Genomic DNA, 20262 nt, shown 5'->3' on the forward strand with positions numbered 1-20262 from the left:
AACTCATCACAGAGGTTCATCGCAATGCCTGATTACAAAGCCCCCTTGCGTGATATCCGCTTCGTCCGCGACGAGCTGCTCGGCTATGAGGCGCACTATCAGAGCCTGCCGGGCTGCCAGGACGCCACGCCCGACATGGTCAACGCGATCCTGGAAGAAGGCGCGAAATTCTGTGAGCAGGTCCTGGCCCCGCTGAACCGTGTCGGCGACCTCGAAGGCTGCACCTGGAGCGAGTCGGGCGTGAAGACACCGACCGGCTTCAAGGAAGCCTATGAGCAGTTCGTTGAGGGTGGCTGGCCGAGCCTGGCCCATGACATCGAGCACGGCGGCCAGGGCCTGCCCGAGTCGCTGGGCCTCACGCTCAGCGAAATGGTTGGCGAATCGAACTGGTCGTGGGGCATGTACCCAGGCCTGTCCCACGGCGCGATGAACACCATCTCCGAGCACGGCACTCCCGAGCAGCAAGAGACTTATCTCACCAAGCTGGTATCCGGCGAGTGGACCGGCACCATGTGCCTGACCGAGCCGCACTGCGGCACCGACCTGGGGATGCTGCGCACCAAGGCCGAACCTCAGGCCGACGGCAGCTACAAGGTTTCCGGCACCAAGATCTTCATCTCGGCCGGTGAACACGACATGGCCGACAACATCGTCCACATCGTCCTGGCCCGCCTGCCCGATGCCCCTGCCGGCACCAAGGGCATCTCGCTGTTCATCGTGCCGAAGTTCCTGCCCAACGCCGAAGGCGGCGCGGGCGAGCGCAACGGCGTGAGCTGCGGCTCCCTTGAGCACAAGATGGGCATCCACGGCAACGCCACCTGCGTGATGAACTTCGACGGCGCCACCGGTTACCTGATCGGCCCGGCCAACAAGGGCCTGAACTGCATGTTCACCTTCATGAACACTGCTCGCCTGGGCACCGCGCTGCAAGGCCTGGCCCACGCCGAAGTGGCGTTCCAGGGTGGCCTGAAGTACGCCCGTGACCGCCTGCAGATGCGCTCGCTGACTGGCCCGAAAGCACCAGAAAAAGCCGCTGACCCGATCATCGTCCACCCGGACGTGCGTCGCATGCTGCTGACCATGAAGGCCTTCGCCGAAGGCAACCGTGCGATGGTGTACTTCACCGCCAAGCAGGTGGACATCGTCAAGTACAGCCAGGACGAGGAAGAGCGCAAGAAGGCCGACGCCCTGCTGGCCTTCCTCACCCCGATCGCCAAGGCGTTCATGACCGAAGTCGGCTTCGAAGCCGCCAACCACGGCGTGCAGATCTACGGCGGCCACGGCTTCATCGCCGAGTGGGGCATGGAGCAGAACGTGCGCGACAGCCGTATCTCCATGCTGTACGAAGGCACCACCGGCATCCAGGCCCTCGACCTGCTCGGCCGTAAAGTGCTGATGACCCAGGGCGAGGCGCTCAAGGGCTTCACCAAGATCGTCCACAAGTTCTGCCAAGGGCAGGAAGGCAACGCCGCCACCAAGGAGTTCGTCGAGCCACTGGCCGCGATCAACAAGGAGTGGGGCGAGCTGACCATGAAGATCGGCATGGCCGCGATGAAGGACCGCGAGGAAGTGGGTGCCGCTTCGGTGGACTACCTGATGTACTCCGGCTACGCGTGCCTGGCCTACTTCTGGGCCGACATCGCCCGCCTGGCCGCCGAGAAACTGGCAGCCGGCACCAGCGAAGAGGCGTTCTACACCGCCAAGCTGCAGACCGCGCGCTTCTACTTCCAGCGCATCCTGCCGCGTACCCGCAGCCACGTCGCGGCGATCCTGTCCGGCGCCGACAACCTGATGGCTATGAAGGAAGAAGACTTCGGTCTTTCTATCTAAGCCGGTTGGTTGTACCAAAAAGCCGCCTGCCCTCACCGGCAGGCGGTTTTTTTTCGCCCGGGTTTTTACACGAACCCCCTGTAGGAGCGGCCTTGTGCCGCGAAAGGGCCGCAAAGCGGCCCCGGCGATCTTTGTTTCAACGCTGAATCCTGGGGCCGCTGCGCAGCCCTTTCGCGGCACAAGGCCGCTCCTACAGGGATCGCGCGAAATCAGGAATGTCGCATCCAGTAACGAGAAAGTCTCAAGCTTGGCCCCTGATCTGCCGTTAAAGCGGGCATCTGTATTCATCTATTCATGTGCACTGCCGATGAAGTAGGGGCACAATGCCATTATTGATCTGCCGGGTCGGAGATTACCCTTGTTTCGTCTATCCGCTGTACGCGCGAGCCACTTCCTGCCTTCGCTGATTCTGTTGCTGGCAGGGCTTGCGGCAGCCTATGTGAGGGACCTCAGCGTCTTCTTCACATCGCTGTTCAACGTTCTACCCACCTTGGTGCTGTTGCTGGGGGGCGCCTACTGCGCCGTGTACCGCCGCCAGCGCGAGCTGTTCCTGATGGTCACGGTGTACGTCGCCTATTTCCTGCTCGATACCCAGACCGACTTCTACCGCGACAATGGCCGGGTCCGCGAGGATGCGGCGGTGATCTTCCACCTGGTGTGCCTGCTGCTGCCGGCATTGTTCGGCCTGTACGGGGCGTGGCAGGAACGCACCCACCTGGCCCAGGACCTGCTGGCGCGCTTCGCCGTGCTGTTCGCCGTGAGCAGCGTTGCGGTGGCGCTGGAGCAGAGTTTTCCCGAGGCGCTGCTGGGCTGGCTGGCCGAGATCCGCTGGCCCGCGCTGCATGGTCAGTGGATGAGCCTGATCCAGCTGGCCTACCCCTTGTTCCTGGCGGTGTTCATCCTGCTGGTGGTGCAGTACCTGCGTGAGCCAAGGCCCTTGCATGCCGCGCAGATCATCGGCCTGATCGGCATCTTCTGGATGCTGCCCAAGACCTTCATCCTGCCGTTCACCCTGAACATCATGTGCAGCCAGGTGATGCTGATGATCGCCGCCGCGGTGTCCCACGAGGCTTACCAGATGGCCTTCCGCGACGAACTCACCGGCCTGCCCGGGCGGCGCGCCCTGAACGAGCGCATGCAGCGCCTGGGGCGCAACTATGTGATCGCCATGACCGACGTCGACCACTTCAAGAAATTCAACGACACCCACGGCCACGATGTCGGCGACCAGGTACTGCGCCTGGTCGCCAGCCGCCTGTCCAAGGTGACCGGCGGCGGGCGCGCCTACCGTTACGGTGGCGAGGAATTCGCCCTGGTGTTCGCCGCCAAGACCGCCGAAGAGTGCCTGCCGCACCTGGAGGCGGTGCGCGAGATGATCGCCAACTACGCCATCCAGTTGCGTGACCAGAACAGCCGTCCGCAGGATGATTCCGCGGGTCGCCAGCGCCGTGTCGGAGGGGCCAATACCACGGTGTCGGTAACCATCAGCATCGGCGTGGCCGAGCGCCAGGCCGAGCACCGCAACCCCGACGAAGTGCTCAAGTCCGCCGACCAGGCGCTGTACAGCGCCAAGGGCGCGGGGCGCAACTGTGTCATGACCTTCGGCCAGCAGTCGCGGCGCGGCGCCGTGCGCATGGCGTGAATTTTCGTGTGACTATGTAAGACTACTCGGTCGCATGATGACCCTATGTCTCGTAAAAGTTGTTCGGTTACACTGCGGTCATCCCAGTGCCGCGGCCCCGACGGGCCGCTCCGACCCCGATAGCGAGAGGTTGTCATGGCTGAATATAAAGCGCCCCTGCGCGATATGCGCTTTGTCCTCAATGAAGTCTTCGACGTGGCCACGCTCTGGTCGCAACTGCCCGCCCTGGCCGAGGCCGTCGATGCGGACACGGCCATGGCCGTGCTGGAAGAGGCCGGCAAGGTCACCGGCAAGACCATCGCGCCGCTGAGCCGCGCCGCCGACGAAGAGGGCTGCCACTGGGACAACGGCTCGGTGCGTACCCCGGCAGGCTTCATCGAGGCCTACCAGACCTACGCCGAAGGGGGCTGGGTCGGCGTTGGCGGTGATCCGCTCTTCGGTGGCATGGGCATGCCCAAGGTCGTCTCGGCCCAGGTCGAGGAGATGGTCAACGCCTCGAGCCTGGCCTTCGGCCTGTACCCGATGCTGACCGCCGGCGCCTGCCTGTCGATCAACGCCCACGCCAGTGAAGCGCTCAAGGAACAGTACCTGCCGAACATGTACGCCGGCGTCTGGGCCGGTTCCATGTGCCTCACCGAACCCCACGCCGGTACCGACCTGGGCATCATCCGCACCAAGGCCGAACCCCAGGCTGACGGCAGCTACAAGGTCAGCGGCACCAAGATCTTCATCACCGGCGGCGAGCACGACCTCACCGAGAACATCATCCACCTGGTGCTGGCCAAGCTGCCGGATGCTCCGGCAGGCCCGAAAGGCATCTCGCTGTTCCTGGTGCCCAAGTTCCTGGTCAACCAGGACGGCAGCCTCGGCGCGCGCAACCCGGCCACTTGCGGCTCGATCGAGCACAAGATGGGCATCCAGGGCTCGGCCACCTGCGTGATGAACTTCGACGAAGCGGTCGGCTACATCGTCGGCGAGCCGAACAAGGGCCTGGCGGCCATGTTCACCATGATGAACTACGAGCGCCTGGGTGTCGGCATCCAGGGCCTGGCTTCGGCCGAGCGTTCCTACCAGAACGCCGTGGAGTACGCCCGCGACCGTCTGCAGAGCCGTGCCCCGACCGGCCCGCAGGCCAAGGACAAGGTGGCCGACCCGATCATCGTCCACCCGGACGTGCGCCGCATGCTGCTGACCATGAAGGCGCTGACCGAAGGCGGTCGCGCGTTCTCCACCTATGTGGCAATGCAGCTCGACAGCGCCAAGTACAGTGAAGACGCCGCGACCCGCAAGCGCAGCGAGGAGCTGGTGGCGCTGCTGACCCCGGTGGCCAAGGCCTTCCTCACCGACCTGGGCCTGGAGTGCACCGTGCATGGCCAGCAGGTCTTCGGTGGCCATGGCTACATCCGCGAATGGGGCCAGGAGCAGCTGGTGCGCGATGTGCGTATCACCCAGATCTACGAAGGCACCAACGGTATCCAGGCGCTGGACCTGGTAGGCCGCAAGGTGGTGGCCAGCGGCGGCGCCTACTACACGCTGTTCGCCGACGAGATCCGCCAGTTCATCGCCACTGCCGGCGGCGAGCTGGGTGAATTCACCCAGCCGCTGGCGGCATCCCTTGACCAGCTCGATGAGCTGACCGCCTGGGTGCTGGACCAGGCCAAGGGCAACCCCAACGAAATCGGCGCGGCCTCGGTCGAGTACCTGCATGCGTTCGGCTATGTCGCTTACGCCTATATGTGGGCACTGATGGCGCGGGCGGCCAAGGCCGGTGAAGGGGATGCCGACTTCTACGGCGCCAAGCTGGGCACGGCACGGTTCTACTTCGCACGTTTGCTGCCACGGGTTCACTCGCTGGTGGCATCGGTGAAGGCGGGGAGCGAGTCGCTGTACCTGCTGGACGCTGCGCAGTTCTGACCATTTTGGGGCTGCGTTGCAGCCCATCCGGCCGGTCCGACGCCTCAGCGAGGCCGCTCCTACAAGGGGGATGCAATCCGTCTGTAGGGGCGGCCTTTTGTTTTGTCAGGGCGGCGTGTTTGTGAATGGGCTGCTTTTGTAAGCTTTGGCTTACACGACGTGGTGACGTTTCGCCTCTTTCCTAAGATTGGATCCACGGTTACTCTTTCTTACATGGACGTAGCGCAGGACGCGCAATGGACAGAGCAGGACGCCTTACACGGAAGTAGCGCAGGAAGCGCGAAAAGCTAGAACAGGGACACGAAGGATTTCCTGCCAGGACGGCGGGATGATAGGGATGTCGAAGGGAAACAGTCTGGAAAACCCCGCTTAGGCGGGGTTTTCTTTGTGCGCGTGTTTTTCAGCCGAGCACGTCCAGAGGCGAGACGCCCAGCTGGCGCGGGTCGGCTTCTTCCTCCAGCAGGGTCCGCAGCAGCTCCACCGAAGCCTGCTGGCGCTGGGCATCGCGGAACACCAGGCCAACCTTCAGCGGCACCCGCGGCTCGCTCAGGGGCTTCCACAGCAGTTCCTGATCGTCCTGTGCTGCATCCTTGGCCCTGCCCGGCAGGATGGTTGCCAGCGCCGTGTGCGCCAGGCTGTCGAGGATCCCCGCCATGTTGTTCATCTCGGCCTGTACCTGGGGCCTGCGACCCTGGCTGGCCAGCTGCGCCTTCCAGATCTGGCGGATCTGGAACTCCTCGCCGAGCATCAGCATCGGCAGCTCCGCCGCCTGGCGGATCGAGACCTTCTTGAAGTCTTTGAGCGGGTGGGTCCTGGGGATCACCAGCTGCAGTTCATCCTCGTACAGCAGCAAACCATGCAGCCCGGGCTGGCGCGGCGGCAGGTAGCTGATGCCGATGTCCAGGCCGCCATTGAGCAGGCGCCGCTCGATCTCCGACCCCGACAGTTCATAGATCTGCACCACCAGATGCGGCTGGGCCTTGCGCACCCGTTCCAGCAACTGCGGTACCAGGCTTGGCCGCACGGTCTGCAGCACGCCGATGGCCAGGGTGCGCAGCGACTGGCCCTTGAAGTTGCCCATGGCTTCATGGGCCCGTTGCAGGCCGTCGAGCAGGGGCACGGCATGGTTGTACAGGGTGTGGGCGGCCAGCGTGGGCAGCAGGCGCTTGTTGCTGCGTTCGAACAGGCTCAGGTCGAGGCTGTGTTCCAGTTGGCGGATCTGCTGCGACAGTGCCGGCTGTGACAGTGACAGACGCTCGGCGGCACGGCCCACATGGCCCTCTTCGTAGACCGCGACGAAGTAACGCAGTTGGCGAAAATCCATAAGTGATACTTATCGAAAAAGCTGGAAAAACGAAATGGCCGGGAACCGACCGCAAGCCTAGTCTATCGCCGTATTCCAAAGGGTTACAGCGGCTATTCAGGCGATTGTTACCCCGGATGAAAAACACTTTTGATAGGCAAGGCAAAATATCCGATTCCGGCGCCAGACCGGAACCTTGACCGCCCACCCGTGATTGGCCGGAGCCCTGATGAACCTGTTCAACCTGCGCCGTTCGGCGCCCGCCGTCGCCGAGCCCAAGCGTGCTCCGGTGATCGAGCCGGCCGGCGTGCAGCTCTCCCGCGAGCGGCTGATGCCGAGCATCGAGCGTGCGCCGCAGGTGTTCGTGCGTGGCCAGGGTTCCTGGCTGTGGGACAGCGAGGGGCACGCCTACCTGGACTTCACCCAGGGCTGCGCGGTCAACAGCCTGGGCCACAGCCCGAGCGTGCTGGTCAAGGCGCTGGGCAACCAGGCCCAGGCGCTGATCAATCCCGGCGCCGGCTATCACAGCCGCGGCCTGCTGAGCCTGGTCGAGCTATTGTGCCAGCGTACCGGCAGCGACCAGGCCTACCTGCTCAACAGCGGTGCCGAAGCCTGCGAGGGCGCGATCAAGCTGGCGCGCAAGTGGGGCCAGCTGCATCGCAACGGCGCCTATCACATCATCACCGCCAGCCAGGGTTGCCATGGCCGCACCCTGGGGGCCTTGTCGGCCTCCGACCCGCTGCCGTGCAACCGCTGCGAGCCCGGCCTGCCGGGCTTCAGCAAGGTGCCGTTCAACGACCTGGCGGCGCTGCACGCGGCGGTCGACTCGCGCACCGTGGCGATCATGCTCGAGCCGATCCAGGGAGAAGCCGGCGTGATTCCGGCCACCCGTGATTACCTCCAGGGTGTCGAGCGCCTGTGCCGTGAGCTGGGCATCCTGCTGATCCTCGATGAAGTACAGACAGGTGTAGGACGCTGCGGCGCCCTATTGGCAGAAGAGTCCTACGGCGTACGGGCCGACATCATCACCCTCGGCAAGGGCCTGGGCGGCGGCGTGCCCCTGGCGGCGCTGCTGGCCCGTGGCCGCGCCTGCTGCGCCGAACCGGGCGAGCTGGAAGGCAGCCACCATGGCAACGCGCTGATGAGCGCCGCCGGGCTGGCCGTGTTGCAGACCGTGCTGGAGGCGGGCTTCTTCGAGCAGGTGCTGGACAGTGGCCGGCACCTGCGCGATGGCCTGAGCCGCCTGGCGGGTCGCTATGGCCAGGGCGAGGTGCGTGGCGAGGGGCTGCTGTGGGGCCTGCAACTGCGTGAAGACAGCGCGGCGCAACTGGTCGAGGCCGCGCTGCAGGAGGGCTTGCTGCTCAATGCGCCGCAGGCCGACGTGGTGCGGTTCTCGCCGGCGCTGACCGTGAGCAAGGGCAATATCGACGAGATGCTGCTGCGCCTGGCCCGGGCCTTCGCCCGCCTGCATGCCCAGCAGCATAACCGCCGCGAAGTGCCGGCCTGACCGGTTGCTCCGGCATACAGAATTTCCACGAACCGTCTGGCGTTCCTGCGCATCGCCCCTGGCCTGAAATACATGGCCCGGGGCGTTTTTTTTGCCCGGTGGAACCTCTGCCAGGCACGGCTAGTCTGTGTTGATACACCCTCAAGGAGCGCAGCACATGGACTTCATCCGCATCATCATCGCCATCATCCTGCCGCCGCTGGGCGTGTTCCTCCAGGTGGGGTTCGGCGGGGCGTTCTGGCTGAATATCCTGCTGACCTTGCTGGGCTATATCCCCGGGATCGTGCACGCGGTGTACATCATCGCCAAGCGCTAGGGGAAGCGCGGCCCCTGTAGGAGCGGCCTTGTGCCGCGAAAGGGCTGCAAAGCAGCCCCAGGTTCTCAGCGGTAAAGCAGATATCGCCGGGGCCGCTTCGCGGCCCTTTCGCGGCACAAGGCCGCTCCTACAGGGATGGCGTTGCCTGGCTTAGCAACCTGCAATAGAACTTCCACTCCTCCTCGAGCGCATGCGCCAGGTTCGCCGCCTGGCGAAAGCCATGCCGCTCGCCCGCGTAGAAATGCCCCTCGGCCTCGATACCCTTGGCCTTGAGCGCTTCAAGCATGCTGCGGGTCTGCTCCGGCACCACCACCGCGTCCAGCTCACCCTGGAAGAAAATCACCGGCACCTTGATCTGCCCGGCGTGCAGCAGGGGCGTGCGCTGGCGATAACGCTCGGCATCGCGCCGGGGGTCGCCGATCAGCCAGTCCAGGTAGTCGCCTTCGAACTTGTGGGTGGCCCGGCCCAGCGCCTCGGGGTCGCTGACACCGTACAGGCTGGCGCCGCCGCGGAAGACGTCCCGGAAGGCCAGGGCGCAAAGGGTGGTGTAGCCGCCGGCGCTGCCGCCACGAATGAAGGCCTGGTCAGGGTCGATCAGGCCCAGGCCGGCAAGATGGGCGACCGCCGCGCAGGCATCTTCCACATCACTCGCTCCCCAGTTCAGGTGCAGTGCCTGGCGGTAGGCGCGACCATAGCCGCTGCTGCCCCGGTAGTTGAGGTCGGCGACGGCAAAGCCGCGCTGGGTCCAGTACTGGATGCGCGGGTCGAGCACCGGGTAGCAGGCCGAAGTCGGGCCGCCGTGAATGAACACCACCAGCGGCGATGGCCCATCCGAGCCTTGCATGGCCGGGTAGAAGAATCCGTTGGCCTCGCCTTCGCCACTGGCGTAACGGATCGGCTGTGGGAGGCTGATGTCCTCGGCGGGCAGCACCTCGGCGCCACCTGCCAGCACCTGGACTTCGTGGCTGCGCCGGTCGATGGCGATCACGGCCGCTGGGCTGATCGGCGAGGCGGCTACGGCGTAGAGCTGTCCGTCATCCAGCGCCAGGCTACGGAAACGCGTGTACGCACTGGCATAACGCTCCACTTCGCCATCGGCGCGGCGCAGCCCCAGTTGCCCGAAACCGTCCTCGAACCAGCTGGCCAGATAGCTGGCGGGGCCAAGGGCCAGCCAGGTGCTGGCACCCAGTTGCCAGGGGGCGGCGGCATGATCGGCGGGCGCGGCGGGCAGGCGTTGCCAGTGTCCGTCGCGTTCGCCCCAGGGCTGCCAGAAACCGTCGTGGTCGGACAGGCAATACAAGCGGCCTTGCTCATCGAAGCGTGGCTGTTGCAGCGATTCGTCCTGCCCGGCGATGCAGCGTGCCGGGCCCCAGGCGCCAGACGGTTCGCGTTCCCGGCACATCAGGCGGGTGACGGTCCAGGGTTGGGCCGGGCGGTCCCACTCGATCCAGGCCAGGCGTTCCCCATCGTGGCTCAGCGTGGGCGAGGCGTAGAAGTCGGCCCCTTCGGCCAGGATTTGTCGATGCTCCGGCGAGAGGCTCACCAGGCGATGCACGACCTGTTCGCCATGCTGCTCTTCGACGGCGAGCACCTGGCCGGCCTGCCACTGCACATCGCCATAGCGGCAGTCGTCGGCGTGGGTAAGCGGGCGCGGTGGGCTGCCATCCAGGGCCTGCAGGTAGACCTGTTGGTCCTTTTCGTTGACGAATACCAGCCCGTCGTCGCCCAGGCAGAAGCTGCCGCCACCGTACTCATAGACCCGGCTGCGCACACTGAATCCGTCCGGGGTCAGGCAGCGGGCCTGCTGATCGCGCCAGTGCCAGACCCGGCAGGCGCCATCGGCGGGGCGGAACTCGTTCCAGAACACACCTTGCGCGCCGACCTTGAGCTCGGCGAAGTCGGTGCCGGCGGCCACCGCCTGGGCGGCGCTGAACTCAGCCACGGGCGATGACATGGGAATTGCGCTCGTTGCGGAAGGTCATTTGTTCGATCTCCAGCGTTGCGTGTTCGGCCTCCTCGCGGGCCTTGAGGATGATGCCATGGTCCGGCGACTTGGCGCACACCGGGTCCGCCTTGCTGGCGTCGCCGGTGAGCATGAAGGCCTGGCAACGGCAGCCGCCGAAGTCCTTTTCCTTCTCGTCGCATGAGCGGCACGGTTCGGGCATCCAGTCATAGCCACGGAAGCGGTTGAAACCGAACGAGTCGTACCAGATATGCCGCAGGTCGTGGTCGCGCACATTGGGGAACTGCACCGGCAGCTGGCGCGCGCCATGGCAGGGCAACGCGGTGCCATCCGGCGTGATGGTCAGGAACAGGCTGCCCCAGCCGTTCATGCAGGCCTTGGGGCGCTCTTCGTAGTAGTCCGGGGTGACGAAGATCAGCTTGCACGGCTTGCCTTCGGCCTTGAGCTTGTCCCGGTACTCGTTGGTGATGCGCTCGGCCCTCTCCAGCTGGGCGCGGGTCGGCAGCAGGCCCAGGCGGTTGAGGTGCGCCCAGCCGTAGAACTGGCAGGTGGCCAGCTCTACGAAGTCGGCTTCAAGGGCCAGGCACAGCTCGATGATGCGGTCGATCTTGTCGATATTGTGCCGATGGGTGACGAAATTGAGCACCATCGGGTAGCCATGGGCCTTCACCGCCCGGGCCATCTCCAGCTTCTGCGCGAAGGCTTTCTTCGAGCCGGCCAGCAGGTTGTTCACCTGCTCGTCGCTGGCCTGGAAGCTGATCTGGATATGGTCCAGTCCGGCCTGCTTGAACGCGGCGATCTTCTGCTCGGTCAGGCCGATGCCGGAGGTGATCAGGTTGGTGTAGTAGCCCAGGCGCCGGGCTTCGCCGATCAGCTCGGCGAGGTCCTGGCGCACCAGCGGCTCGCCGCCGGAAAAGCCGATCTGCGCGGCGCCCATCTCGCGGGCTTCGGCCATCACCTTGAACCACTGCTCGGTGCTCAGTTCCTTGCCTTGCTCGGCGAAGTCCAGCGGGTTGGAGCAGTACGGGCACTGCAGCGGGCAGCGGTAGGTGAGTTCGGCCAGCAGCCACAGCGGCAGGCCTACCGGTACCTCAGGCGAGGGTGATCCAGTGTTCGGCACGGGCCACCTCCATGAATTGCTCGATGTCGTCGGCGACTTCGGGCACACCGGGGAACTGCTGCTCGAGTTCGGCGATGATCAAAGCGACACTGCGCTGGCCATCGATGAGCCCGCCGATCAGCCCGGCGCTGTCGTTGAGCTTGATCATCCCCTCGGGGTACAGCAGCACATGGCCCTTCTGCGCCGGCTCGTACTGGAAACGGTAGCCGGGGCGCCAGGCGGGCACCTGTTGACGGTCGAAACTCATAGGGTGATCCCCTTGTGCCAGACCCGCTCGCGGGTGACGCTGTGATAGGGCGGGCGGTTCAGTTCATAGGCCATGCTCATGGCGTCGAGCATGCTCCACAGGATATCCAGCTTGAACTGCAGGATTTGCAGCATGCGTTCCTGCCCCTCGCGGGTGGTGTAGTGCTGCAGGGTGATCGCCAGGCCGTGCTCCACATCGCGCCGGGCCTGGCCCAGGCGGGTGCGGAAGTATTCGTAGCCGGCCGGGTCGATCCACGGATAGTGCTGCGGCCAGCTGTCCAGGCGCGACTGGTGGATCTGCGGGGCGAACAGTTCGGTCAGCGAGCTGCTGGCGGCTTCCTGCCAGCTGGCGCGGCGGGCGAAGTTGACGTAGGCGTCGACCGCGAAGCGCACGCCGGGCAGCACCAGTTCCTGGCTGCGCAGCTGGTCGGGGTCCAGGCCCACGGCCTGGCCGAGGCGCAACCAGGCCTCGATGCCGCCGTCCTCGCCGGGCGCGCCATCGTGGTCGAGCAGGCGCTGGATCCACTCGCGGCGCACTTCGCGGTCCGGGCAGTTGGCCAGGATCGCCGCATCCTTCATCGGGATGTTGACCTGGTAGTAAAAGCGGTTGGCCACCCAGCCCTGGATCTGCTCGCGGCTGGCGCGGCCTTCATACATCGCCACATGGTAGGGGTGATGGATGTGGTAGTAAGCGCCCTTGGCGCGCAGGGCCTGCTCGAACTCGGCAGGGGACAGGGGCATTGCATCGCTCATGGAGGGCTCCTGTGATGGTTCGTTGTACGTGGGAGCGGGCTTGACCCGAGACGGCGGCGTCAGACTCACCATCGCTATCGCGGGTCAAGCCCGCTCCCACGTTGTGCAAGGGCTGCCCTTACAACTCGATGCTCATGCCATCGAAGGCGACTTCCACTCCGCGGCGGACCACTTCGGCACGCTCGGGGGAGTCCTCATCGAGGATCGGGTTGGTGTTGTTGATGTGGATAAGCACCTTGCGCTGGCGCGGGAAGCCATCCAGTACCTCGAGCATGCCACCCGTACCGTTCTGCGCCAGATGGCCCATCTCGCGGCCGGTGCGGGTGCCGACGCCGCGACGCTGCATCTCATCATCCTCCCACAGGGTGCCGTCGACCAGCAGGCAGTCGGCGCCGTGCATCATCTCCAGCAACTTGGCGTCGACCTGGCCCAGGCCCGGCGCGTAGAACAACTTGCCGCCGGTGCGGGTGTCCTCCACCAGCAGCCCGAGGTTGTCGCCCGGGTGCGGGTCGAAGCGGTGCGGGGAGTAGGGCGGCGCGGCGCTGCGCAGCGGGAAGGGGGTGAGGCGCAGGTTCGGGCAGGCGTCGATGACGAAGCTGCCTTCGAGCTCGATGCGGTTCCACACCAGGCCGCCGTTCCAGTGGCTGAGCATGTTGAACAGCGGAAAACCGGTGGTCAGGTCCTGGTGGACCATGTCGGTGCACCACACCTGGTGCGGGCAGCCCTCGCGCAGGCTGAGCAGGCCGGTGGTGTGGTCGATCTGGCTGTCGAGCAGGACGATGGCGTCGATACCGGTGTCGCGCAGGGCGCGTGCCGGCTGCATCGGCGCGAACGCCTGGAGCTGGGCGCGGATGTCCGGCGAGGCATTGCACAGGATCCAGTGCTCGCCGTCGTCGGACAGGGCGATGGACGACTGGGTGCGCGCCGTGGCACGCAGGGTACCGTCACGGTAGCCCTTGCAGTTGGCGCAGTTGCAGTTCCACTGGGGGAACCCGCCACCGGCGGCGGAACCGAGGATCTGGATGTACATGGGTACTCTCTAGCCGCAAAGGTTAGCCCGAAAGCCGTATCGGAAAAACGCAAACGCCCCGGCGGGCCGAGGCGTCGAACCGCGCAGACGCTTAACGGTTGGCGAAGTACATGGTCACTTCGAAGCCGATACGCAGGTCAGTGTATGCAGGTTTGGTCCACATGGGCTTGCTCCTTCCGGATGGGGTTTGGGGTGGTCGGCTCACTATTGGGTACTCCCCGGAGAGAGAGGTTCCATTGGCCGAGATTGCGCTATCTTACAAGAAAAATTTGTACCGAAAGGTTAATTCTTCGAAAAGCGCCATTGCATTTGCGGTAACAATCCCGCCTTTTTTCATAGCCATTCGGCGTCCGGGGCGGTGGCGTTGGCCAGGCACAACCAACCGTGGCTGGCATCGAGCAACTGCTGGAGCAATTCGTCCAGAAGGCCTTGTTCGACATTGAGGATAGACCCTCGCATGCGCGACAGGTCGGCATTGTGTGTCGCGATATGTGCCTGCCAGGCCCATTGCGTAACATCGGCGTTGGCCATCGCTGTCTCGTCGAACTGATCGGCCAGCTGCGCTCGCGCCGCTGGGGCCAGTGCGACGCCCTGGCGCAGCAGGTCCAGCAGATGGCCGAGGATCTGTGCGTGGTCGGCGTGCGGCGATTGCACGCCGAACAGCAGCCCGGCGTAGCCTTCGATCTGACGAAAGGCGCTGAACACGGCGTAACCCAGCTGCAGCTCGACGCGCAGGCGCTGATAGAACGGGCCTTGCAGCACGTGGGCGAGCAGGCGACCGGCGGCCTGCAGATCAGCCGGCAGCGGACAGAACAGCAACAGCGCGGGCTCGCTGCCCGAAGTCGGGACCTGCTGCCAACGGCGTCCGAGGATCGGGCGCGCTGGCGAGGCGGCGATCGGTTGTCCCATGAGGTCTTGCAGTGCCGTGCCCAGGGCGCCCTGTTGGGCGGGGGTGAACCCTTGCGCCAATCCCTGCCAGCGTGCCTGCTGCCAGAGTGTGTCGAGCCGCGACTGGTCCAGGGTGCAGGCTGGCTGCGATTGACCCTCACCCTTCAGTAAGGCGTCCGGCAGTGCCTTCAGCAGGGCTCGGATCGGAATCAGCGGCGCTTCGGCTGCCGCTGGCGAGTGCCAATGCTTTCGGGTCGGCGCGCGCAGCAAGGTCAGGGCTTCCTGCGTGGCAATGATCACGGCCAGCGGATGCCCCGCCAGGCGCAACTGCCAGTACTCGCCAAGGGTCTCGAAGCCCAGTTGCAGCGCCGCCTGCGCGGCCCGCTCGCGCAGGGGTTGCAGGCTGTGTTGCAGAACGGCCTGCATGCGCTGACGCAGCGGCGAAGGAATGTGCCAACGCAGGTCGAGGGTCGCAAACTGGCGAGAGGGCGGCAGGCAGTCGCCGATATCGAGCCCTGCTGGCAACGGCGTGCTGGTCGCGGGTAGTTCGGTTGCCAGCAGCGCTTCATCGGGGGGCAACTGCCAATCTCCGGCAGTCGAGGAAGGCAAGTCCCACAGCAGTGCGGCGAAGGCGTCCAGGCCTTGTGTCCCGAGCCCTGCGAAAGGCCGGCCGGCACTGTCGCGCTGGGCCAGTTCCAGTGCGCTGGCGGCCTGTTCATGGCGTTGCTGCAGGCGGGTGAAGCGATCGTTCAGTTGCTTGTGGTCCTGTTGCCGCAGAAAACCCAGCCAGCCGTGCAGCAGCTCCCGGGTCTCGGCCAGGCAGGCCTGGTCCGACAGCTGCAGCTGGACATGCCAGAGCAACTGCCCGGCATGGGCGTGGAGTTGTTGCGCCTTGTAGCCCTGCAGCCAGCCGCGCCGGCGCAAGGCGTTCAGCCAACCGCCGGGCTGGCTGTCGTTGAGCTGGGCCAGCAGCAGTTCGAGCGCCTGTTCCGCGCCATCCGGCAGTCCGTCATGGGCGAACAGTAGGTCGCGGCGGTTGCCCCAGGCGTCTGGTTGGTGCAGCGGCGCGTCGAGCAAGGCGGGTGGCCGTTGCCGGGTGACGCTTTCGCCCTTGGCGAACAGCCCGCCGAACTGCCTGCCCAGGTGCGCCAGCTCATCCAGCGGCTGCGGGCCGGCCAGGCTCAGGGTGAGTTGCCCGCCCTGGTAGAAGTCGTGGTGGAACTGCCTCAGTCCTTGCTGGAAGGCCTGGCTTTCCAGCGGCAGGCTATGACGGTTGCCAGCATGGAAGCCGCTCAGCGGATGGCGCGCCGACACCGACTGCAACAGGGCGAACTGACGCTGTGCCTCGGGGTTGCGCGACCAGGCGATGAACTCGGCATGGATCACTTCCCGCTCGCGGCGCTGGCGTTCGATGGCGAAGTCCGGCTCGGCGAGCATTTGGCACAGACGCTCCAGCCCACCAGCCAGCGCCACGGGGGGCACTTCGAAGAAGAAGTCGGTGGTGCGCTCGCGGGTGCTGGCGTTGACCTGGCCACCCAGGCCCTGGACGTAGCGCATCAGGCCGTCGTCCAGCGGAAAACGCGTATTACCGAGGAAGAACAGGTGTTCGAGAAAGTGCGCCAGGCCCGGCCAGCGCGCTGGTGCGTCGTGGCTGCCGGCATGCACCCGCAGCGCAGCCGCCGCGCGCTTGAGGCGTGGCGCGTGGCGCAGGGTCAGGTGCAGGCCGTTGGCGAGGGTGAGGTGGCGAATGGCGTCGGACATGACGCCATGCTAGCGCGCAATGCCGAGGTTGTCTGTTCTGGCCTTTTCGCGGCACAAGGCCGCTCCTACAGGCGACCGCGCCCCCCTGTAGGAGCGGCCTTGTGCCGCGAAAGGGCTGCAAAGCAGCCCCGGCAGCTCCAAGCCGAGCGCCAATTCTCAACACCCTGAAAGGACTGGCTGTTAATGCAGATCCCGACGCAAGTCCGCCAGGTAGGGAAACGCCTCCCGCCCTTTCAATACCCGCTCGCGTTGCATGTCCGCCAGCAACAGCCCCTCTTCATCCCCGCCCATCACCAGCACATCACCATCCGGCCCGACGATGCTGCTCTGCCCGCAATACCGGATCTTGCCCTCGCTGCCGCAGTAGTTGGCGTACACCAGATAACACTGGTTCTCCTGCGCCCGCGAGCGCACGGTCACCTGGCAGACGAAGTCATAAGGCGCCATGTTCGCCGTTGGCACCAGGATCAGCTCGGCACCGTTCAGCGCCAGGCGCCGGGCGTTTTCCGGGAACTCGATGTCGTAGCAGATCAGCAGCCCGACCTTCCAGCCGTCCAGCTCGACCACCGGGAAGTGATCGGCGCCGGGGCTGAACATCGAGCGGTCCAGCTCGCCGAACAGGTGGGTCTTGCGGTAGTTGCACAGGCTGCGGCCATGGGCGTCGATCAGTTGCACGCTGTTGTGGATCGACCCGTCCTCGGCCCGTTCCGGGTAGCCATAGACGATGGCGATCCGGTGCGCCTGGGCGATCTCGACGACGCTCATGGCCGAGGGGCCGTCCTCGGCCTCGGCCAGGCGTTCCACCTGGTCCAGGCCGATGTTGTAGCCGCTGAGGAACATCTCCGGGCATACCAGCAACTGCGCGCCACGGGCGGCCGCCTGCTGGGCCTGGTGCTGCAGGCGCTCGAGATTGCCGGGCACGTCCAACGGCTTGGGCGTGCCCTGGAACAGGGCGATGCGCATGAGGCTACTCCTCCGCTCAGTCGGCCAGGGCGATCGGGCCGAGCTCGTGGAACACATCGCCCGGGCCGGGGTTGTCCGGGTGGGTCTGGCCACCGAAGTGGTTCATGATACCCCACACCGCATTGAGCGAAGTCTGCACCGCGCCTTCCACCCAGGCCGGGGTCCACGACACATCGTCACCGGCGATGAAGATGCCGCGCTGTTCGGCGGGCATGTCCTGCTGCATGAAGTGCGCGTACATGCGCTGGTTGTAGCGGTAGTGGCCCGGCAGCGCGCCCTTGAAGGCGCCGAGGAAGTGCGGGTCGGCCTCCCACGAGATGGTGATCGGGTCGCCGATGATATGCCCGGCGATATCGGTCTTGGGGTAGATCTTCTTCAGTGCGTCGAGGGCCAGTTGCACGCGTTTTTCGGTCGGGTGCGGCAGCATCTTCAGGGCGTCGCTCATCCACGCGTAGGACAGGCAGATCACCCCCGGCTTGTCGTCGCCGTTGTCGAACAGGTAGGTGCCGCGGGTCAGGCGATCGGTGAGGGTCATGCTCATCAGGTCGCGGCCGGTTTCCGGGTCCTTGTCCTTCCAGAACGGCCGGTCGACCATGACGAAGGTCTTCGACGACTGCATGTAGCGGGTGCGGTCCAGGGCCATCCACATCTTCTGCGAGAACAGCGACTCCTCGCAGTCGATCTGGGTGGTCAGCAGCCAGCTCTGGCAGGTGGTGAGCACAGCTGCGTAATGGCGCACGTCGCCGTAGTTGTCGGTGACCGCCAGGCGGCCATCGGCGGCGCGGGCGATGCGCTTGACCCCGGTGCGCGGCGCGCCGCCGTGCAGGCCGCTGAGGCTGGTGCCGGCCGGCCAGTGGGCGCAACGCTCCGGCACATGGCGCCAGATGCCCTGCGGTACCTGCTCGACGCCGCCGACCACCAGGTGCTGGTGATCGTCGCAGTTGGTCATCACCACGCGGAAGATTTCCAGCATCGAGTTGGGGAAGTCCGAATCCCAGCCGCCGGTGCCGAAACCGACCTGGCCGAACACTTCGCGGTGCTGGAAGCTCAACTTGGCGAACGAGCGCGAGGTGGCGACGAAGTCATAGAAGGTGCGGTCGTCCCACAGCGGTACCAGCTTGTTCCACAGGTCCTTGAGGCGCGGCACGTCGCGGTCGCGGATGGCCTGCTGGATATCACCGAACTGCGCGCCGCTCTCCAGGGCGTCGGCCCAGGCCTCGGCCACTTCGTGGAACAGCTGCGGCAGGTCGGCGGATTTCTCGGCGTAGTAGGTCTGGCCTTCCAGGTCGATGACCGTGCTGCCCGATGCCGGGGTCAGCGGGTTGGGGAAGGGCTTGGTCTCCAGGCCCAGCTTGTCGACGTAGTGGTAGAACGCCGTGGACGACACCGGGAAGCGCATGCCGCCCAGTTCGGCGACGATGCCGTCGGTACCGTTGAACGCTTGCGAGCGCAGCCGGCCACCCAGCTTGGAGGCCTCGTACACCACGGGCTTGAGGCCCAGCTTCATCAGCTCGTAGGCCGCCACCAGCCCGGCGATGCCACCACCGACGATCGCCACCTCTTCGCCATGGCGCTCCTTGGGAATGCTGCCCAGGCCGGCCGGATGCTCCAGCCAGTCGTCGAAGGCGAAGGGGAAGTCGGGGCCGAAGATGGTGATGGGTTTCTTGCCGTCGGCGGGGTGGCGGTTTTTCTTGTTCATGTAATGACCTTGCCAGGGGCTGCGCAGGGGGCGGAGCCTGAGTATAGAGAATGCCTGGTGGCCATTTTATGAAGTGGGGTGCTCGTTATTAAGGTGCAGAGTGGCGTCGTTATGTGCTTTATTTCGTCTTAATGATTCATATTTATTCAATACTGACGAATCAGCTCAGCGATGCCAGATGCTCGACGGTTTCAGGGTACTTCTGCACCAGTCGAATCAGCGCCACGGCCTGGGCGTTGGGCTTTGAGCGGCCCTGTTCCCAGCTCTCCAGGGTGCGGGCGTTGGTGCGCAGGTAAGCGGCAAACACCGCCCGGGACATGTTCAGGCGCTGGCGCAGTTCGGTCAGTTCGTTGGGGGCCAGCGGGGCAAGCTCCTCGAAGGTCACCTTGTGCGAGCGCAGGGTCAGTTTGCCGGCGCGCTCATCGGCGAGGGCGTCGAAGCCTTCGGTGAGTTCAGTGAAGATGTTGCGTGGCATTGGTGGCTCCTGCTTTTCAGGTGCGCCATGTTGCCATTTCTGTACGTGATCTACGTATAGAAAATTACTTTCAAGTTGTTTCATTTGGCGGGTTCCCAAGTCTTGAGGCGAGATACATACCTTGTGGGAGCGGGCTTGCCCCGCGAATTGGGCCGCATAGTGATTATCGGGTTATGGCACGGGCTCCGCCCGTGATCGCGGGGCAAGCCCGCTCCCACAAAGTCTACGTCGCGCTGGAGAGAATCAGCTTGGTCCTACAGAGACATGTAATAACAGGAAGTATCCTACGAGCCATGTAGCCTCGGTCTGGCAGTTTGGGAGAACCCTTCGCGGTTAACTTCAGCCGGTCACCGCCTATTCGGTGAGCGGGCGTGAGAACCCTCTTCCAACTTGAGCGCCGAGGCATGCGTTATGGCAGCCTTGCGCGGGCAGGCTTTTGCCTGGCCGGTTTCCAAGTTGGCCGGATTCTCACCCCGCGTACGGCTGCCACCCAATTCCCGTGAGAAGGATGCAGATGGCAGTAATCCCTGGCTCAACTTGGATACTGCGCTATGAAAAAGATCGTCCCCGACCCACCCCTTTCCCTGAACCCAACCACCGAGCAGTCCTTCTGCTCCTGCCAGTCCAGTCATCCCCCCATCTTCACCGTGCGCCCCGGCGTCGATGCCGCCGACGCCCTGGTCCACGCCAGCATGCTGGCCCGGGCCATCCAGGAAATCGCCGACGACTACGCCCAGCACCATGCCCCCGAGGCGGGGAGGGCGATGATCTGGTCGATCCTGCATTCGGCGGAAACGGTGCGCGCGCTGCTGGAAGGGCTGCTCGACGCGATGGAGGCCTGAGGGCCGGGCG

17 protein-coding genes are annotated in these 20262 nt (G+C 65.2%); 6 read left to right on the top strand and 11 right to left on the bottom strand.

What is annotated here, in order from left to right; genetic code table 11:
• Nucleotides 1-24: 24 nt before the first annotated feature.
• The 3 genes from POF53_RS00870 (at nt 25) to POF53_RS00880 (ending at nt 5386) form a co-directional block, all read left to right on the top strand.
• Nucleotides 25-1830 (top strand): phenylacyl-CoA dehydrogenase, encoded by a 1806-nt coding sequence (locus tag POF53_RS00870; protein WP_110734511.1) that lies wholly within the window; start codon nt 25-27, stop codon nt 1828-1830.
• 358 nt (nt 1831-2188) lie between these two features.
• Nucleotides 2189-3472 (top strand): GGDEF domain-containing protein, encoded by a 1284-nt coding sequence (locus POF53_RS00875; RefSeq protein WP_254464612.1) that lies wholly within the window; start codon nt 2189-2191, stop codon nt 3470-3472.
• Nucleotides 3473-3607: 135 nt separating this feature from the next.
• Nucleotides 3608-5386, top strand: a complete 1779-nt coding sequence (locus POF53_RS00880; RefSeq protein ID WP_498965904.1) for an acyl-CoA dehydrogenase C-terminal domain-containing protein — start codon at nt 3608-3610, stop codon at nt 5384-5386.
• 400 nt (nt 5387-5786) lie between these two features.
• Here POF53_RS00880 and POF53_RS00885 read toward each other — a convergent pair whose 3' ends face one another.
• Nucleotides 5787-6710 carry a LysR family transcriptional regulator gene (locus POF53_RS00885; RefSeq protein WP_186712661.1) on the bottom strand — a complete coding sequence of 308 codons (924 nt, stop codon included), beginning with the start codon at nt 6708-6710 and terminating at the stop codon, nt 5787-5789.
• A 208-nt stretch (nt 6711-6918) separates the two neighbouring features.
• On the opposite strand from POF53_RS00885, the gene POF53_RS00890 reads away from it, so the two are divergent.
• Both POF53_RS00890 and POF53_RS00895 read left to right on the top strand, forming a co-directional pair.
• A complete protein-coding gene (locus POF53_RS00890; protein WP_498965907.1) occupies nt 6919-8196 on the top strand; it encodes an aspartate aminotransferase family protein in 1278 nt (425 codons plus the stop codon).
• A 157-nt stretch (nt 8197-8353) separates the two neighbouring features.
• The gene (locus tag POF53_RS00895) at nt 8354-8512 is read left to right on the top strand and encodes a YqaE/Pmp3 family membrane protein (protein WP_009681539.1); all 159 of its coding nucleotides are present in this window, start codon (nt 8354-8356) and stop codon (nt 8510-8512) included.
• A 127-nt stretch (nt 8513-8639) separates the two neighbouring features.
• Here the strand turns inward: POF53_RS00895 and POF53_RS00900 are convergent, their stop codons facing one another.
• The 10 genes from POF53_RS00900 to POF53_RS00945 all read right to left on the bottom strand — a co-directional run bounded on the left by POF53_RS00900 (nt 8640) and on the right by POF53_RS00945 (nt 19410).
• A complete protein-coding gene (locus POF53_RS00900; protein WP_498965909.1) occupies nt 8640-10466 on the bottom strand; it encodes a S9 family peptidase in 1827 nt (608 codons plus the stop codon).
• Nucleotides 10447-11595, bottom strand: coding sequence for a pyrroloquinoline quinone biosynthesis protein PqqE (pqqE, locus tag POF53_RS00905; protein ID WP_234561414.1), 1149 nt, complete (start codon nt 11593-11595; stop codon nt 10447-10449). The genes POF53_RS00900 and pqqE overlap by 20 nt, the downstream gene beginning before the upstream one ends.
• Nucleotides 11567-11842, bottom strand: a complete 276-nt coding sequence (gene pqqD / locus POF53_RS00910) for a pyrroloquinoline quinone biosynthesis peptide chaperone PqqD (protein ID WP_203649868.1) — start codon at nt 11840-11842, stop codon at nt 11567-11569. The genes pqqE and pqqD overlap by 29 nt, the downstream gene beginning before the upstream one ends.
• Nucleotides 11839-12594: a pyrroloquinoline-quinone synthase PqqC gene (gene pqqC / locus POF53_RS00915; protein WP_203649870.1), complete on the bottom strand. Its 756-nt coding sequence runs from the start codon at nt 12592-12594 to the stop codon at nt 11839-11841. Before pqqC ends, pqqD begins: the two co-directional genes overlap by 4 nt.
• A 118-nt stretch (nt 12595-12712) precedes the next feature.
• Complete coding sequence (gene pqqB, locus POF53_RS00920; RefSeq protein WP_498965913.1) at nt 12713-13624, bottom strand: pyrroloquinoline quinone biosynthesis protein PqqB; 912 nt, start codon at nt 13622-13624, stop codon at nt 12713-12715.
• 91 nt (nt 13625-13715) lie between these two features.
• Entirely contained in the window at nt 13716-13787 is a 72-nt protein-coding gene (pqqA, locus tag POF53_RS00925) for a pyrroloquinoline quinone precursor peptide PqqA (protein ID WP_003243383.1), read from the bottom strand.
• 170 nt (nt 13788-13957) lie between these two features.
• The gene (gene pqqF / locus POF53_RS00930; RefSeq protein WP_498965915.1) at nt 13958-16273 is read right to left on the bottom strand and encodes a pyrroloquinoline quinone biosynthesis protein PqqF; all 2316 of its coding nucleotides are present in this window, start codon (nt 16271-16273) and stop codon (nt 13958-13960) included.
• A gap of 180 nt (nt 16274-16453) precedes the next feature.
• Nucleotides 16454-17236: a carbon-nitrogen hydrolase family protein gene (locus POF53_RS00935; protein ID WP_498965917.1), complete on the bottom strand. Its 783-nt coding sequence runs from the start codon at nt 17234-17236 to the stop codon at nt 16454-16456.
• A 16-nt stretch (nt 17237-17252) separates the two neighbouring features.
• A complete protein-coding gene (locus tag POF53_RS00940; RefSeq protein WP_498965919.1) occupies nt 17253-18935 on the bottom strand; it encodes a flavin monoamine oxidase family protein in 1683 nt (560 codons plus the stop codon).
• Nucleotides 18936-19095: 160 nt separating this feature from the next.
• Nucleotides 19096-19410: a helix-turn-helix domain-containing protein gene (locus tag POF53_RS00945; RefSeq protein ID WP_096049206.1), complete on the bottom strand. Its 315-nt coding sequence runs from the start codon at nt 19408-19410 to the stop codon at nt 19096-19098.
• 551 nt (nt 19411-19961) lie between these two features.
• Here POF53_RS00945 and POF53_RS00950 point away from each other — a divergent pair.
• Complete coding sequence (locus tag POF53_RS00950; RefSeq protein ID WP_232855067.1) at nt 19962-20252, top strand: DUF3077 domain-containing protein; 291 nt, start codon at nt 19962-19964, stop codon at nt 20250-20252.
• Nucleotides 20253-20262: the final 10 nt, after the last annotated feature.

Source organism: Mitsuaria sp. RG, assembly GCF_028369275.1.
Classification (GTDB): domain Bacteria; phylum Pseudomonadota; class Gammaproteobacteria; order Pseudomonadales; family Pseudomonadaceae; genus Aquipseudomonas; species Aquipseudomonas peradeniyensis.

Excerpts from the sequence above, each read along its gene's own strand:
- POF53_RS00870 (WP_110734511.1), top strand. The coding sequence starts at position 25 with ATGCCTGATTACAAAGCCCCCTTGCGTGATATCCGCTTCGTCCGCGAC.
- POF53_RS00880 (WP_498965904.1), top strand. The coding sequence starts at position 3,608 with ATGGCTGAATATAAAGCGCCCCTGCGCGATATGCGCTTTGTCCTCAAT.
- POF53_RS00885 (WP_186712661.1), bottom strand. The coding sequence starts at position 6,710 with ATGGATTTTCGCCAACTGCGTTACTTCGTCGCGGTCTACGAAGAGGGC.
- POF53_RS00890 (WP_498965907.1), top strand. The coding sequence starts at position 6,919 with ATGAACCTGTTCAACCTGCGCCGTTCGGCGCCCGCCGTCGCCGAGCCC.
- POF53_RS00895 (WP_009681539.1), top strand. The coding sequence starts at position 8,354 with ATGGACTTCATCCGCATCATCATCGCCATCATCCTGCCGCCGCTGGGC.
- POF53_RS00900 (WP_498965909.1), bottom strand. The coding sequence starts at position 10,466 with ATGTCATCGCCCGTGGCTGAGTTCAGCGCCGCCCAGGCGGTGGCCGCC.
- pqqD (WP_203649868.1), bottom strand. The coding sequence starts at position 11,842 with ATGAGTTTCGACCGTCAACAGGTGCCCGCCTGGCGCCCCGGCTACCGT.
- pqqC (WP_203649870.1), bottom strand. The coding sequence starts at position 12,594 with ATGAGCGATGCAATGCCCCTGTCCCCTGCCGAGTTCGAGCAGGCCCTG.
- pqqB (WP_498965913.1), bottom strand. The coding sequence starts at position 13,624 with ATGTACATCCAGATCCTCGGTTCCGCCGCCGGTGGCGGGTTCCCCCAG.
- pqqF (WP_498965915.1), bottom strand. The coding sequence starts at position 16,273 with ATGTCCGACGCCATTCGCCACCTCACCCTCGCCAACGGCCTGCACCTG.
- POF53_RS00935 (WP_498965917.1), bottom strand. The coding sequence starts at position 17,236 with ATGCGCATCGCCCTGTTCCAGGGCACGCCCAAGCCGTTGGACGTGCCC.
- POF53_RS00940 (WP_498965919.1), bottom strand. The coding sequence starts at position 18,935 with ATGAACAAGAAAAACCGCCACCCCGCCGACGGCAAGAAACCCATCACC.
- POF53_RS00945 (WP_096049206.1), bottom strand. The coding sequence starts at position 19,410 with ATGCCACGCAACATCTTCACTGAACTCACCGAAGGCTTCGACGCCCTC.
- POF53_RS00950 (WP_232855067.1), top strand. The coding sequence starts at position 19,962 with ATGAAAAAGATCGTCCCCGACCCACCCCTTTCCCTGAACCCAACCACC.